This is a genomic window from Ancylobacter aquaticus, assembly GCF_004339465.1.
In the GTDB taxonomy this organism is placed as follows: Bacteria; Pseudomonadota; Alphaproteobacteria; order Rhizobiales; family Xanthobacteraceae; genus Ancylobacter; species Ancylobacter aquaticus.
Map to the genome: position 1 here is coordinate 879,471 of NZ_SMFY01000001.1, position 13,791 is coordinate 893,261.

A 13,791-nucleotide genomic window follows, 5' to 3' on the forward strand; every position below is an offset into this window, starting at 1 on the left:
TGATCCTTGACTGCCCGCCCGCCCGCCAGCCTTCCGTTCCGGAGTGCTCAATGAACGTGTCTCGCTGTGTTGCCCGCCTGGCGTTTGTCGCCACCCTTGCCGCCGTGCTTGCCGGCTGCGCCTCCCCGCCGCCGCCCGGGCCGATCGAGCCGGCGCGGCCCCAGTTCACCTCGCCGATCTCGGCGCAGCAGGTGATGGGCAAATGGGGCCTTGCCGCCTATCACCGGCCGGAGGACGCCGCCCGCACCGAGGCGCAGGCGCGCCAGGGCTGTCGCCAGCCCTACGTTATCAATGCCGGCCCTTCCGGCGGCTTCATGATGTATCTTGCCGATGACGCGCAGCCTTCCGAGGTGGTGTCGAAGCAGGTGATGGGCGGCCCGATCTATATCGGCCTGCCGGACGAGCCGCCGGGCGCGCGCTCGGACCGCGAGGTCGTGCGCTTCGACGGGCAGGTGCTGGTGCTCAAATGGATGGACCCGGAAGTCTCCGGCCGCTACGGCACCATGGTCTATGTCCGCTGCCCCTGAGCGGGCGGGACTGATTCGGACCGGGACGCGCGCGCGGGCATAACGCCGCGCGTCATAGGATCGAGAGTGCGCGGGGATGGCGTCGCGCGCATGGCTGGGTCGCTCCCAGCCTCCCCCCGGCGGCTTGGAGGCGCGCAGCCTCTCCGCTATGGTCCGGCCCGAATTCGGATCGAACGCGGGAGCCGCGACCCATGGTTGGCGACACACAGGATATGGGCGCCAGCGCCGACACCCATTTCGGCTTCCGCACCGTGCCGATCGGCGACAAACAGCGCATGGTCGACGAGGTGTTCCACTCGGTGGCGCGTCGCTATGACCTGATGAACGACCTGATGTCGCTCGGCCTGCACCGGGTGTGGAAGGACCTTCTGGTCTCGCGCCTGCGCCCGCCCAAGAGCGCGCGCGCCTTCCGCCTGCTGGATGTGGCCGGCGGCACCGGCGACGTCTCCTTCCGCACCGTGGAAGCCGGCGGGCCGGGCACAAGCGCTGTCGTCGCCGACATCAATGGCGGCATGCTCGGCGTCGGCCGCGAGCGCGCCGCCGCCCTCGGCCTTGCCGAGCGGGTGGAGTTCGTCGAGGCCAATGCCGAGGAACTGCCCTTCGCCGACAAGAGTTTCGATGCCGCCACCGTCGCCTTCGGCATCCGCAACGTGCCGCGCATGGACAAGGCGCTTTCCGAGATGCGCCGCGTGCTCAAGCCAGGCGGCACCTGCTTCGTGCTGGAGTTCTCCCGCGTCGACGTGCCCGGCCTCGATGCCATCTACGACGCCTATTCGTTCAAGCTGATTCCCGGCATGGGCAAGCTGGTGACGGGCGACGCGGAGTCCTACCAGTACCTCGTCGAATCGATCCGCAAGTTCCCCCCGCCGGAGGCCTTCGCCGAGCTGATGCGCGAGGCAGGGTTGAAGCGCGTGGCGTGGCAGCCGCTCACCGGCGGCATCGTGGCGCTGCATTCCGGCGTGCGGATCTAACGCCGTGGCCACGCCTCTCGGTGATTATCTGCGCCTCGCCCGTGCCGGCTTCGTGATGGCGCGCGAGGGCGTCGCCTCGCGCATCGACCCCGGCGTGCGCCCGCCCGGCTCCGAGCCGCTCTTCGCGCTCGCCGCCCTGATCGAGCGGCGCGGACCCGCCTCAAGCGCCGCCCGGCTCGGCGCGGCGCTGTCGCGGCTCGGGCCGTCCTATGTGAAGCTCGGCCAGTTCCTCGCGACCCGTCCCGACGTGGTCGGTCCGCAGCTCGCCCGCGACCTGGAGCTGTTGCAGGACCGCATGCCGCCCTTCCCGCAGGAGGTGGCGGAGGCGACCATCGCGCGAACCTTCGACCGGCCGGTAAGCGCGGTCTATGCACGGCTCGACCTGCCGCTGGCCGCCGCCTCGATTGCGCAGGTACACCAGGGCGAGGTGATCGAGGCCGACGGCACGGCGCGCCGGGTGGCGGTGAAGGTGCTGCGTCCGGACGTGCAGCGGCGCTTCCGCATTGACCTCTCCTCCTTCTACCGCGCTGCCCGGCTGGGCGAGAGCAGCTCTCCGGAGGGCAAGCGGCTGCGGCTGGTGGCGGTGGTCGACACGCTGGCGCGCTCCGTCTCGATGGAGATGGACCTGCGGCTGGAAGCGGCCGCCATGTCCGAACTGGCGCAAAACACCGCGGAGGACCCCGATTTCCGCGTGCCTGCGGTGGATTGGGACCGCACCGGGCGCGAGGTGCTGACGACCGAATGGGTCGACGGCATCAAGCTCAACAATCTGGAGGCGCTGCGCGACGCCGGACACGATTTGCCGCAGCTCGGGCGCATCGTGATGCAGTCCTTCCTGCGCCACGCGCTGCGCGACGGCTTCTTCCACGCCGACATGCACCCCGGCAATCTGTTTATCGCTCCGGACGGCAAGCTGGTGGCGGTGGATTGCGGCATCATGGGGCGACTCGGCCACAAGGAGCGGCGCTTCCTCGCCGAAATCCTGTTCGGCTTCATCACCCGCGACTGGCTGCGCACGGCGCAGGTGCATTTCGAGGCCGGCTATGTGCCGCCGCACCATTCGGTGGAAGATTTTGCCCAGGCGATCCGCGCCATCGGCGAGCCGATCTATTCGCGCCGCGCCGACCAGATCTCGATGGCCAAGCTGCTGACGCTGCTGTTCGAGGTCACGGCGCTGTTCGACATGCAGACCCGGCCCGAACTGTTGCTGCTGCAGAAGACGATGGTGGTAGTGGAAGGCGTCGCCCGCAATCTCGATCCCCAGCTCGACATGTGGAAGACAGCCGAGCCGGTGGTGCGGGCCTGGATCGAGCGCAATCTCGGCCCCGCCGGCCGGATCGAGGAGGTGGCGACCGGCATCGGTGCGGTGGGCCGCTCGCTGCAGACGCTGCCCGAACTGATTGCCCATGGTCAGCGCATCGCCGCCCAGCTCGACGCGGCGACCCGCGACGGGCTCACCCTCTCGCCGCAGACCACCGAGGCCATCGGCCGCGCCGAAGGGCGGGGCAATCGCTGGGTGGCGCTCGCGCTGTGGGCCATCGCCGGGCTGATGCTGGTGCAGGTGTTGCTCTAAACAAAGCCGCCATCGAGAGTTGTATTTTTAGATTAGAACAATCTAAAGGTGAGATTCGGCTCCAAGTGGTGTAATGATACTCAGGCAACCACATTGCGGGGGGAACGACGATGCGTGCCACCACCATGCTGTGCCTCGCCGGAGCGGTCGGCCTGATAAGCGGGGCCGCACAATACGCCTACAGCCAGTCGCCCTATGTCCCGGCGGCGGTGTTCTGCGCGGCCGGCGGGCCGACGCCCTGTGCCACCCTTCCCGCCTATATCGGCGCCGACCCGATGCTGGGCAATGCCATCGGCTATAACGGCATTGTCGCCGCGCCGCCGACGAGCGCGGCCACCGATTCCCAGACGCCGTTCGACAACATGTCGTGGCAGAGCTTCGTCGGGCTGAACTGGATGTCGGGGGCGGAATCGGCGCCCGCCGCGAAGGGGCTCGCGCTCGGCGGCTCCCGTGTCTGGCAAGGCTGGGCGAAGGTGAACCAGGTGTTTGGCAACGCCCCGGTGCAGGCGTCCTGTGCCAACCCCTCCGGGCTGCCGGTCATTTCCATCGGCAGCGACGGCAACGGCAACCCTTCGCAGAAGAATGACGATTATTACCAGGCCTCCACGGACGTGCCGCTGATCGACATCAACGGTAACTGGACCCTGTTCGAGCGGCGACTGAACGTCGCCGAGATCGCCTACCTTGCCGCGCCGGGCGGCAACCCGCTTAATACGCTGCTGACCGTCGCGGGCCAGAACCGCTTTGTGCAGGGCGGCGGGACGGTCGCCTTCGCCGCCTCCTCCACCGACCCGTTGGGCGCGCGCGGGGCGATGGAGCTCAAGATCGCCTGGCGCATTCTCGGCGCCACCGACACGGCCGCCCGGTACATCACCGAGAACGCGCTGCTCACCGTGGCGCCAGACTTGGTGAGCGGCAACCAGCCGATCTGTGCCGCCGTGACACTGGGCATGGTCGGCATGCACATCATTCAGCGCAACCCCGACTACGCCCCCAATGCCGCGCTTAAGCCGGAATGGATATGGTCGACCTTCGAGCACACCGGCAACGCGCCGCTCGCGGCAAGCGCCTGCGACCCGGCAGCGCCCGTCGGCTGCGTCAACCTGAACCAGCCCTCCTGTGGCGCGGCGGCGGCGGGGGCGGCGGCGTCCTCCTATTTCACCCCGGCTTCCAGCGCCGCCACCAACACGGCGCCCACCGCCTCCACCACCGGCCCCGGCTTTATCTGGAACCCGAGCCCGCCTTACGCCAAGGCCTATGTCCAGCCGATGACCGTGGCCGGCCAGACCGTCTATGTCGGGCCGCAAGTGGTGCGCTGCTGGCAGATCTACGGTCTCACCGCGCAGCTGAACGCCCAATGGCAGGCCGCGCTGGCGACGGCGGGGTCGCCCCTGGCCAATTATGTGCTGATCGGCACGCAGTGGGGCGCCAGTCTCGACGGACGCACGGCTCCCTATCCCAACGATGCCGTTCCCGGCCTGCTCTCCAATGCCACGCTGGAGACCTATATCCAGAACAACGCCCAGCCGACGGCCTCGGGCGGGGTGGGTTCCTGCATCGGCTGCCACAGCGCGGCGACGCTCGCGGATGGCACGACGCCGTCCGATTTCAGCTTTCTTCCCGGCCTTGCATCGCCGTCGCCGGCGCGGCTGGACTTCGCCCGGTGAACGGCCCTGCGCTGCCGCCGGCTTTCTTTGTGGTCGGCGGCGGCATTCAGCATGTTCGCGCTTGCCCGTCGGCGGAATCGGCTTTTGGCTGTATGAACGGCCGACGAACCCGATCCGGCCCTAGGGAGCGCCATGCTTGCCAACAAGCGCCTTCTGCTGATCATCGGCGGTGGCATCGCCGCCTATAAGAGCCTCGACCTGATCCGCCGGTGCAAGGAGCGCGGGGCGTCGGTGCGCGTGGTGATGACCGGCGCCGCGCAGCACTTCGTGACGCCGCTGGCTGCAGGGGCGCTTTCGCATGACCACGTGTTCACCGAGCTGTTCGACCGCGAGGCGGAGCAGGATATTGGCCATGTCCGGCTGTCGCGCGAGGCCGACCTGATCATCGTCGCGCCGGCCACCGCCGACCTGATGGCCAAGATGGCGCATGGTCTCGCCGACGACCTCGCCTCCGCCGTGCTGCTGGCGAACACGCGGCCGGTCCTCCTCGCCCCGGCGATGAACCCGGCGATGTGGGCCAACCCCGCCACGCGCCGCAACGCTGCGCAACTCGCCGCCGACGGCGTTGCCTTTGTCGGACCGAATGCAGGGGCCATGGCCGAGCGCGGCGAGGACGGGGCGGGGCGCATGGCCGAGCCGCTGGAAATCGTCGCCGCCATGGAGCGGATGCTGGCCGCAGGCGGCCCGCTCACGGGGCGGCATGTGCTGGTCACATCTGGCCCGACGCATGAGCCGATTGACCCGGTGCGCTACATCGCCAACCGTTCCTCCGGCAAGCAGGGCCATGCCATCGCCGCTGCTGCCGCCCGTGCCGGGGCGCGGGTGACGCTGGTGAGCGGGCCGGTGACCCTGCCTGATCCGCCCGACGTCGATATGCGCCGGGTGGAAAGCGCGCGCGACATGCTGGCTGCGGTGGAGGCCGCGCTGCCGGCCGATGTCGCCATCTTCGCCGCCGCCGTAGCCGACTGGCGCGCCGCCGATGAGGCCCCGGAGAAGATGAAGAAGGACGGAAATGCCCCGCCGCCGCTGGCGCTGACCGAGAATCCCGACATCCTCGCCACCATCGCCCATAGGACGGGCGGCCGTCCGCGCCTCGTCATCGGCTTCGCGGCGGAGACGCAGAATGTCGTGGCGTATGCCCAGGCCAAGCGCGCCCGCAAGGGCTGCGACTGGATCCTCGCCAATGACGTCTCTGCCCAGAGCGGCATTCCCGGCGGGGTGATGGGCGGTGATACCAACGAAGTGCATTTCCTCACTGCCGAGGGGGCCGAAGCGTGGCCGCCCGCCTCCAAGACCGAGGTCGCGGAGCAGTTGATCGCCCGCATCGTGGCCGCGCTGGGGCCACTGGAGATCCAGTCATGAGCATCGAGGTTGCTGTCCGTGTGCTGCCGCATGGTGAGGGCCTGCCGCTTCCCGCCTATGCCACGTCAGGCTCGGCCGGGCTCGACCTGATGGCGGCGCTGGCGGAGGGCGAGACGCTGGAGCTCGCCCCGCTCGCCCGCGCGGCGGTGCCGACCGGGCTGGCGCTGGCGCTGCCACCGGGCTTCGAGGCGCAGGTGCGTCCCCGCTCCGGGCTGGCGCTCAAGCAGGGGGTGACGGTGCTGAACGCGCCGGGGACCGTCGATTCCGATTATCGCGGCGAGGTGAAGGTGCTGCTGGTCAATCTTGGCACTGAACCGTTGGTGCTGGAGCGCGGGCAGCGGATCGCCCAGATGGTGGTGGCGCCGGTGACACGCATTCATCTGGTCGAGGTCAGTAATTTAGACGAAACAACGCGCGGAGATGGTGGATTTGGTTCCACAGGGCTCGACGGCCGGCAAATATCGCGCTAGCCAAGAACCATGCCGCGCCTCTCCGATAAAAGCCTTCTCGCCATCGCCGCCGTCGTCGACGTCGCGCTGCACGCCCGTGGCATGCCGGTGGCGGCCAAGGCGCTCGCCGCGCGCCACGAATTGCCGCCCCGCCACCTTGAGCCGGTGCTGCAAGCGCTGGTTCATGCCGGTGTGCTGAAGGGCGTGCGCGGCCCGCGCGGGGGCTATGAGCTGGCGCGCGAGCGGCGGCGGATCACCGTTGCCGAGGTCGTCCGCGTGGTCGAGGCGGAGAGCGAGGAGGCGCTGGACGCCTTTCCCCCGATCGTTCGCGATATCGTGCAGCCGGCCGTCGCCGAGGCGGAGCGAGCCTTCGAGGCCGCGCTCGACGCGGTGACGGTGGAAGACCTCTGCCGCGCCGCCGCACAGAACACGCTGCGCAAAGGAATGCCGGAAGGCATAGATTTCACAATATAATTTTGTTTATAACTTGTTTTCTCGACTTGGCGTCGTGAATATGTTAGCGCTTCCGGCGAAAGCAGGTTGTTGAATAACAATCCGCTCAAAAACAATTCGCCAATGACGGGCCGCGCCCAATGCCGGTCCGCCTGCTGGAGGCACCCATGGCCGACACCGCTCCCAAAACCGCCACCCCCGCCAAGCCGGGGCGCGGGCGCGTCTATTCCTCCATCACCGAGACCATCGGCGACACGCCGCTGGTGCAGCTCAACCGGCTGCCGGCCGAGCGGGGCGTGAAGGCACGCATTCTCGCCAAACTCGAATTCTTCAACCCGATCGGCAGCGTCAAGGACCGCATCGGCGTCTCGATGATCGAGGCGCTGGAAGAGGCGGGTCTCATCCGCGCCGGCACCGTGCTGGTGGAGCCGACCTCGGGCAATACGGGTATCGCGCTGGCCTTCGTCGCGGCAGCGCGCGGCTATCGCCTGATCCTCGTCATGCCGGAATCGATGTCGGTCGAGCGGCGCAAGATGCTGGCGCTGCTCGGCGCCGAACTGGTACTGACCCCGGCGGCACAGGGCATGCGGGGCGCGGTGTCGCGCGCCGAGGAACTGGTGAAGGAACTGCCCGACGCCATCATTCCCCAGCAGTTCCGCAACCCGGCCAACCCGGCTATCCACCGCGTCACCACGGCGGAGGAGATCTGGAACGACACCCATGGCGAGGTCGACATCGTCGTCTCCGGCGTCGGCACTGGCGGCACCATCACCGGCCTCGGCCAGGTGCTGAAGCCGCGCAAGCCCGGCCTGCGGCTGGTGGCGGTGGAGCCGGAGGACAGCCCGGTGCTTTCCGGCGGTCAGCCCGGCCCGCACAAGATCCAGGGCATCGGCGCCGGCTTCGTGCCTGATGTGCTCGACCGCTCGGTGATCGACGAGGTGGTGACGGTGGGTAACCAGACCGCCTTCGAGACCGCTCGCGCTATTGCGCGTCTGGAGGGCATCCCGGTCGGCATCTCCTCGGGTGCGGCCATTGCGGCGGCGCTGGAAGTCGGCGCGCGGCCGGAGAGCGAGGGCAAGACCATCGTCGTCATCATCCCCTCCTTTGCCGAGCGTTATCTCTCCACTGCCCTGTTCGAGGGCCTCTGAGCCATAGGCGCGTCGGTCGTCGCCCGGCTTTGACGCCGGGCCGCGGCCGGGTGGCTTTCAGGGCCCGGCGATGCGCCGCCCCGTGGGGCGCACGGTGGCGCAGCTTGGCGTGCCATCCTTGGCAGTGCCGATGACGGTTGTTTCGATGACCCCGCCGCTGGTGGCGGCGTCATCCAGCAGGTCGGTCCCGATGTCGTGGATGTCGATCTTCATTCGCCGCGCCCATGGCGAGGCGGGGTCGCCGGCGAGCTGGCCGATGCGAATATAGACAAATCTCCGCACGGGCCCTTCGCGGCGCACCTGATCGCCAAGCAATGTCGGCCCCGGCCCGGTGCGGACCTGAAAATCGAACAGGAGCGGCTCGCCCGCGCGCGAAGATTTGGCGTCGAGGGGCGATTCATCGCGCGCCTGGAGGCTGTAGGGAACGCCGACGACCGGCTGGTCGATGACGATCCTGAAATTGATCACCTTCTGATCAGTCTTTGCCATGCGCGTTTATAGCTCAGCGCGACGGCGCCCTGTACCCCCGAGCCAGCGTTGAGACCGAGACGCGGCTCGCGGCCCTTCTAGTGCGACTCCGGCTTCGATAAAGTCTCGGTGATTCGGCGCCTCACGAACGGTGGGGTGCCTGCGCAGGGCGACAGTCGGCAAGGGGAGGCGGGCGCGGATGGCGCATCCGGCCGGCAAGGGCGGGACGGAAGATGGCTGGCGCCGGCACACGCGTGCCGGCAGTGCCTCGCGCTCAGCTCCGAATTTGGCTCCTCGCCTTTCTGTCGCAGGGGCCGCCGGTCCGGCGAGTGTCGCGTGGCTGGCCGGCCTTGGCCTTGCCGTCCACAGCCTTCCCGCGCACGCTGAGCCCCCCGACGACGGGCTCTTCGCCGTGCTGGCGGTGCAGGACCCGAGCGCGCTGATCGGCCTTGCCCTCGTTGTCGGGCTCATCGTCTTCGCGGCAACCACCGCCATCGTGCATCTGCGCTACCGCCGGCAGTCGCTACGCCGCGAGGCGGAAGCCTTTGGCGAGATCGCCCGGCTGGAGGCGCAGATCGACGAGGCGCGTGCATTGCTGATGGCCGAGCCGCAAATCGTGGTGGTGTGGCGCGATCCCGCCGCCGAGCCGGAGATCATCGGCAATACCCCCGCCTTCACCGGCGTCGCCGCCCCTGCCCGTATCCTCGCTTTCGGCGCCTGGCTGGCGCCGGCCTCGGCGGGCGAGATCGAGGCGGCGGTGGACCGGCTGCGGGCACGCGGCGCGCCGTTCACGGCCACGCTGGGCACGCAGGATGGCCGTTTCATCGAGGCGGAGGGGCGTCCGGTCGGCTCGGCCGTGGTGCTGCGCCTGCGCGACATCACCGGCGTGCGCCTCGACCAGGCCCGCCTGCAGGAAGCCTATCGCGCGCTTGACGACGAGACCTCGGCGCTGCGGGCGCTGCTGGAGGCGCTGCCCGCCCCGGTCTGGGTCGGCGGCGAGGACGGGCGGCTGCGCTGGAGCAATGCCGCCTATGCCCATGCGGTGGAAGCCCGCGACGGCGGCGACGCGGCGGCCCGCGATCTGTGGCTGTTGGACCAGCAGAGCCGCAGCCGGGCGCAGGCGCTGCATGCCACGAGCCTGCCTTTCAAGGCCCGCCTGCCGGTGGTGATCGCCGGCATGCGGCAGGTGCGCGACGTGCTGGAGGTGCCGGTCGGCGGTGGCGCCGCCGGCATCGCGCTCGACGCCACCGAAGCCGAGACGGTGCGGGCGGAACTCGCCCATGTCGTCGGCGCCCATCGCCGCACGCTGGATCAACTGGCCACGGCGGTCGCGATTTTCGGCAAGGACCAGCGGCTGGTTTTCCACAACGCCGCCTATGCCAGCCTGTTTGAACTCGACGCCGCCTTCCTCGACGACCGGCCGACCGACGGCGCGGTGCTCGACCGGCTGCGGGCGGCGCGGCGCCTGCCCGAGCAGGCCGATTTCCGCGTCTGGCGCGAGGACCTGCATGCCGCCTACCGTGCCATCGAGCCGCGTGAACATTGGTGGCATCTGCCGGGCGGGCGCACGCTGCGCGTCGTCACCGCCCCCAACCCGGAAGGCGGCGTCACCTATCTGTTCGACGAGGTGACGGAGCGCCTCGCGCTGGAAAGCCGCTTCAACTCGCTCACCCGCATCCAGAGCGAGACGCTAGACGCGCTGGCTGAGGCGGTGGCGGTGTTCGGCAGCGACGGACGGCTGGGCCTGTCCAATTCCGCTTTCCGCCAGCTGTGGAATCTCGACAAGGCTGCGCTCGGCGCCCATCCCCATATCGACGCCGTGGCCGAGGCCTGCCGGCGGTTGACCGCCGATGGGGAGGTGTGGCCGAAGCTGCGCGCCGCCGTCACCGGCATCGAGGCCCGCGTGCCGACCGAGTTCCGCATGGAGCGCAGCGACGGCATCATTCTCGACGGTTCCACCCAGCCGCTGCCGGACGGTGGCACGCTGGTGACGCTTCGCGACATCACCGACAGCGTCCAGGTGGAGCGCGCGCTGGTGGAGCGCAACGAGGCGCTGGTCGCCGCCGACCACCTCAAGAGCACCTTTGTCGGCCATGTCTCCTATGAGCTGCGCTCGCCGCTGACGACGATCATCGGCTTCGCCCAATTGCTCGACGACACCGGCATCGGCCCGCTCAATCTCAAGCAGCGCGCCTATGTGAACCACATCACCGAGAGCAGCGCGGCGCTGCTGGCCATCATCAACGATATTCTCGACCTCGCCACCATCGACGCCGGGGCTATGACGCTGGACCTCGCCGAGGTAGAGCTGCGCGCCACGATGGAAGCGGCGGCGGAAGGCGTGCGAGACCGCCTCGCCGAGGGCGGCATCCGCCTGTCGATCGAGCTGCCGAACGCTGCAGGAACCTTCCGCGCCGACGGCAAGCGGGTGCGGCAGGTTCTCTATAACCTGCTCTCCAATGCCGTCGGTTTCGCCCCCGAGGGGTCCACCATCACCCTCTCGGCCGAACGGCGGGACGACAAGGTGGTGTTCCGCGTGCGCGACACGGGGCCGGGCATCCCGCCGGAAATCGGCGCGCGGGTGTTCGATCGCTTCGAGAGCCATACCGCCGGCTCGCGCCATCGCGGCGTCGGACTCGGCCTTTCCATCGTGCGCTCGCTGGTGGCGCTGCATGGCGGTACAGTGAACCTGAGCGCGGCGCCGGGCGGGGGCACGCTCGTCACCTGCACCTTCCCCAACGCGGCGGAGTAGGGCCATGGTCGACAACCGCAGCACAGGTGCCGTCCCGACCTCGCCGGTCGCGCATTGGGACGTCGTTCTGCCCGACGAGACCGCCACCGGGCGGCTCGCCATGGACCTCGCCGCCCTGCTGCGACCGGGCGATCTGGTCACGCTGGGGGGCGACCTCGGCGCCGGCAAGACCACGCTGGCGCGGGCGATGATCCGCGAACTGGCCGGCGATGAGACGCTTGAGGTGCCGAGCCCCACCTTCACCCTCATGCAGGTCTATGACCTGCCGCGCCATCGCGTGGTGCACGCCGATCTCTACCGCCTCGGCGACCCGTCCGAGCTCGACGAGCTCGGTTGGAGCGAACAGACCGACGGGGCGGTGACGCTGGTGGAATGGGCCGAGCGGGCCGAGGGCGCCGTGCTGCGGCCGGACCGGATGGAAGTGCACATCACCCTGCCCACCGAGGGCGCCGAGAAGATGCGCCGGGTGCGCCTGTTCGGCTATGGCCGGATGGCGGGCGGACTCTACCGCATGAAGGCGATCCGGGCGCTGATCGACCAGGTAGGCTTCGGCCCGGCCCAGCGCCGGCATCTCCAGGGTGACGCTTCCTCGCGCAGCTATGAGCGGCTCATCGGCACCAAGCGCAACGCCGTGCTGATGAACGCGCCGCGCCGTGCCGACGGCCCGCCGGTGCGCGGCGGCAAGCCCTACAGCGCCATCGCCCATCTCGCCGAGGACGTGAAGCCCTTCGTCGCCATGGCGCGGGCGTTGCGGGCACGCGGCTTCTCGGCTCCGGCCATTTATGGCGGGGATCTCGACGCTGGCCTGCTGGTGATCGAGGATCTCGGCCATCAGGGCGTGCTGGACGGCACCCCGCCGGCGCCGGTGCCGGAGCGCTACGAACTCGCCGTCGACGTGCTGGCGGCGCTGCACGGGCAGGACCTGCCGGCGACGGTTCCCGTCACCACCGGCCTCGATCACCATTTGCCGCCCTACGATCTCGACGCCTTGATGATCGAGGTCGAATTGCTGCTCGACTGGTACCTGCCCCATGTCGGCAGCCGGCTGGCGGCCGACGCCCAGCGCTCCTTCCGCCAGCTCTGGGCGGCGGCGCTGGCGCCCTCGCTGGCGCAGAAGCCGGTCTGGGTGATGCGCGACTATCATTCGCCGAACCTGATGTGGCTGCCCGAGCGCGCTGGGCTGGCGCGGGTCGGCCTGCTGGACTTCCAGGATGCGGTGATGGGCCCGGCCGCCTATGACCTCGTCTCGCTGGCGCAGGATGCGCGGGTGGATGTGCCCGAAGCTCTCGAACTCGCGCTGCTCACCCGCTATGTGAAGGCGCGCCGGGCGGGCGATGCCGCCTTCGACACCAAGGCCTTTGCCGCCTCCTATGCGGTGATGGGCGCCCAGCGCGCTACCAAGATCCTCGGCATCTTTGCCCGGCTGAACCAGCGCGACCGCAAGCCGGTCTACCTCGCCCACCTGCCCCGCATCTGGGGCTATCTCCAGCGCTGTCTTTCCTTCCCCGATCTCGGGGGGCTGTCGAGCTGGTACAAGGACCATGTGCCGGCCCCGGGCGCGTCGCGGCCGCCACCCGGCGCGCGGCCCGCCCCCTCTGCCTCCGCCGCCCCGCCCGCGACGACACCGCCTTCGCCGTCCCCGGCGTCGCCCGCTTCCGCAACGCCGAACGAACCCGGCCGTTCATGACCGCCATCACCACTGCCATGGTGCTCGCCGCCGGCCTAGGCACGCGCATGCGCCCGATCACTGATCGTCTCCCCAAGCCGATGGTCGAGGTCAATGGAAGAACCCTTATCGACGTGGCGCTCGACCGGCTGGACGAGGCCGGCGTGGCGCGGGCCGTGGTGAACCTGCACGCCCATGCCGACCTGCTGGAGCGCCATCTCGCGGGGCGCACCCGCCCGCGCATTCTCCTGTCCGACGAGCGGGGCGAATTGCTGGAAACCGGGGGTGGCATTCGCCGGGCGCTGCCGTTGCTCGGCCCCGACCCGTTCTTCGTGATGAATGCTGACACGATCTGGATTGAGGGCATCCGCCCGAACCTTGCGACGCTCGCCGCCCGGTTCGACCCGCAGATTATGGACATCTGCCTGCTGCTGGCGCCGGCCGTGACCTCCATCGGCTATGATGGGCGCGGCGATTTCCTGATGGACGGGGAGGGGCGGCTGACGCCCCGGCCGGAACGGCTCACCGTGCCCTTCGTCTATGCTGGCGCGGCGGTGATCACACCCGTTATCTTCGCGGACGCGCCGGAGGGCTCGTTCTCGCTGAGCCGGCTGTTTCGCCGCGCGGCAGAGGCCGGCCGGCTTTATGGCCAGCGCATGGAAGGGGTGTGGATGCATGTCGGCACGCCCGAAGCGATCGCCGAGGCCGAAGAAGCCATACGGCGCTCCAAGGATTGACGCGGTGGTCACCCCTCG

12 protein-coding genes are annotated in these 13,791 nt (G+C 69.4%); 11 read left to right on the forward strand and 1 reads right to left on the reverse strand.

Going from position 1 to position 13,791, the window contains the following annotated elements:
• The first annotated feature begins 50 nt into the window (after window positions 1-50).
• The 8 genes from EV667_RS04115 to cysK all read left to right on the forward strand — a co-directional run bounded on the left by EV667_RS04115 (window position 51) and on the right by cysK (window position 8,150).
• Window positions 51-527: a hypothetical protein gene (locus tag EV667_RS04115; protein WP_131834021.1), complete on the forward strand. Its 477-nt coding sequence runs from the start codon at window positions 51-53 to the stop codon at window positions 525-527.
• 191 nt (window positions 528-718) lie between these two features.
• Window positions 719-1,498 carry a bifunctional demethylmenaquinone methyltransferase/2-methoxy-6-polyprenyl-1,4-benzoquinol methylase UbiE gene (gene ubiE / locus EV667_RS04120; protein WP_131834022.1) on the forward strand — a complete coding sequence of 260 codons (780 nt, stop codon included), beginning with the start codon at window positions 719-721 and terminating at the stop codon, window positions 1,496-1,498.
• Between the two features lie 4 nt (window positions 1,499-1,502).
• Window positions 1,503-3,071: a 2-polyprenylphenol 6-hydroxylase gene (ubiB, locus tag EV667_RS04125; protein WP_131834023.1), complete on the forward strand. Its 1,569-nt coding sequence runs from the start codon at window positions 1,503-1,505 to the stop codon at window positions 3,069-3,071.
• A gap of 110 nt (window positions 3,072-3,181) precedes the next feature.
• A complete protein-coding gene (locus tag EV667_RS04130; protein WP_131834024.1) occupies window positions 3,182-4,738 on the forward strand; it encodes a hypothetical protein in 1,557 nt (518 codons plus the stop codon).
• A gap of 132 nt (window positions 4,739-4,870) precedes the next feature.
• A complete protein-coding gene (gene coaBC, locus EV667_RS04135) occupies window positions 4,871-6,100 on the forward strand; it encodes a bifunctional phosphopantothenoylcysteine decarboxylase/phosphopantothenate--cysteine ligase CoaBC (protein ID WP_131834025.1) in 1,230 nt (409 codons plus the stop codon).
• Complete coding sequence (gene dut / locus EV667_RS04140; RefSeq protein WP_131834026.1) at window positions 6,097-6,570, forward strand: dUTP diphosphatase; 474 nt, start codon at window positions 6,097-6,099, stop codon at window positions 6,568-6,570. The genes coaBC and dut overlap by 4 nt, the downstream gene beginning before the upstream one ends.
• Window positions 6,571-6,579: 9 nt before the next feature.
• The gene (locus EV667_RS04145; RefSeq protein WP_018389350.1) at window positions 6,580-7,023 is read left to right on the forward strand and encodes an RrF2 family transcriptional regulator; all 444 of its coding nucleotides are present in this window, start codon (window positions 6,580-6,582) and stop codon (window positions 7,021-7,023) included.
• A 146-nt stretch (window positions 7,024-7,169) separates the two neighbouring features.
• Window positions 7,170-8,150 carry a cysteine synthase A gene (gene cysK, locus EV667_RS04150; protein ID WP_131834027.1) on the forward strand — a complete coding sequence of 327 codons (981 nt, stop codon included), beginning with the start codon at window positions 7,170-7,172 and terminating at the stop codon, window positions 8,148-8,150.
• A 57-nt stretch (window positions 8,151-8,207) separates the two neighbouring features.
• On the opposite strand, the gene EV667_RS04155 is transcribed toward cysK, so the two are convergent.
• Window positions 8,208-8,639 (reverse strand): DUF5990 family protein, encoded by a 432-nt coding sequence (locus EV667_RS04155; protein WP_131834028.1) that lies wholly within the window; start codon window positions 8,637-8,639, stop codon window positions 8,208-8,210.
• A 178-nt stretch (window positions 8,640-8,817) separates the two neighbouring features.
• Between EV667_RS04155 and EV667_RS04160 the strand changes: the two genes are divergently transcribed.
• Genes EV667_RS04160 through EV667_RS04170 form a run of 3 tightly spaced genes read left to right on the forward strand, consistent with a single transcriptional unit; the run spans window position 8,818 to window position 13,773 of the window.
• Entirely contained in the window at window positions 8,818-11,370 is a 2,553-nt protein-coding gene (locus tag EV667_RS04160) for a sensor histidine kinase (protein WP_131834029.1), read from the forward strand.
• 4 nt (window positions 11,371-11,374) lie between these two features.
• Window positions 11,375-13,057 (forward strand): tRNA (adenosine(37)-N6)-threonylcarbamoyltransferase complex ATPase subunit type 1 TsaE, encoded by a 1,683-nt coding sequence (gene tsaE / locus EV667_RS04165; RefSeq protein ID WP_131834030.1) that lies wholly within the window; start codon window positions 11,375-11,377, stop codon window positions 13,055-13,057.
• A complete protein-coding gene (locus tag EV667_RS04170; RefSeq protein ID WP_131834031.1) occupies window positions 13,054-13,773 on the forward strand; it encodes a nucleotidyltransferase family protein in 720 nt (239 codons plus the stop codon). The genes tsaE and EV667_RS04170 overlap by 4 nt, the downstream gene beginning before the upstream one ends.
• Window positions 13,774-13,791 lie beyond the last annotated feature (18 nt).

Coding starts and splice junctions, on each gene's coding strand:
- EV667_RS04115 (WP_131834021.1), top strand. CDS start 51: ATGAACGTGTCTCGCTGTGTTGCCCGCCTGGCGTTTGTCGCCACCCTT.
- ubiE (WP_131834022.1), top strand. CDS start 719: ATGGTTGGCGACACACAGGATATGGGCGCCAGCGCCGACACCCATTTC.
- EV667_RS04130 (WP_131834024.1), top strand. CDS start 3,182: ATGCGTGCCACCACCATGCTGTGCCTCGCCGGAGCGGTCGGCCTGATA.
- coaBC (WP_131834025.1), top strand. CDS start 4,871: ATGCTTGCCAACAAGCGCCTTCTGCTGATCATCGGCGGTGGCATCGCC.
- dut (WP_131834026.1), top strand. CDS start 6,097: ATGAGCATCGAGGTTGCTGTCCGTGTGCTGCCGCATGGTGAGGGCCTG.
- EV667_RS04145 (WP_018389350.1), top strand. CDS start 6,580: ATGCCGCGCCTCTCCGATAAAAGCCTTCTCGCCATCGCCGCCGTCGTC.
- cysK (WP_131834027.1), top strand. CDS start 7,170: ATGGCCGACACCGCTCCCAAAACCGCCACCCCCGCCAAGCCGGGGCGC.
- EV667_RS04155 (WP_131834028.1), bottom strand. CDS start 8,639: ATGGCAAAGACTGATCAGAAGGTGATCAATTTCAGGATCGTCATCGAC.
- EV667_RS04160 (WP_131834029.1), top strand. CDS start 8,818: ATGGCGCATCCGGCCGGCAAGGGCGGGACGGAAGATGGCTGGCGCCGG.
- tsaE (WP_131834030.1), top strand. CDS start 11,375: ATGGTCGACAACCGCAGCACAGGTGCCGTCCCGACCTCGCCGGTCGCG.
- EV667_RS04170 (WP_131834031.1), top strand. CDS start 13,054: ATGACCGCCATCACCACTGCCATGGTGCTCGCCGCCGGCCTAGGCACG.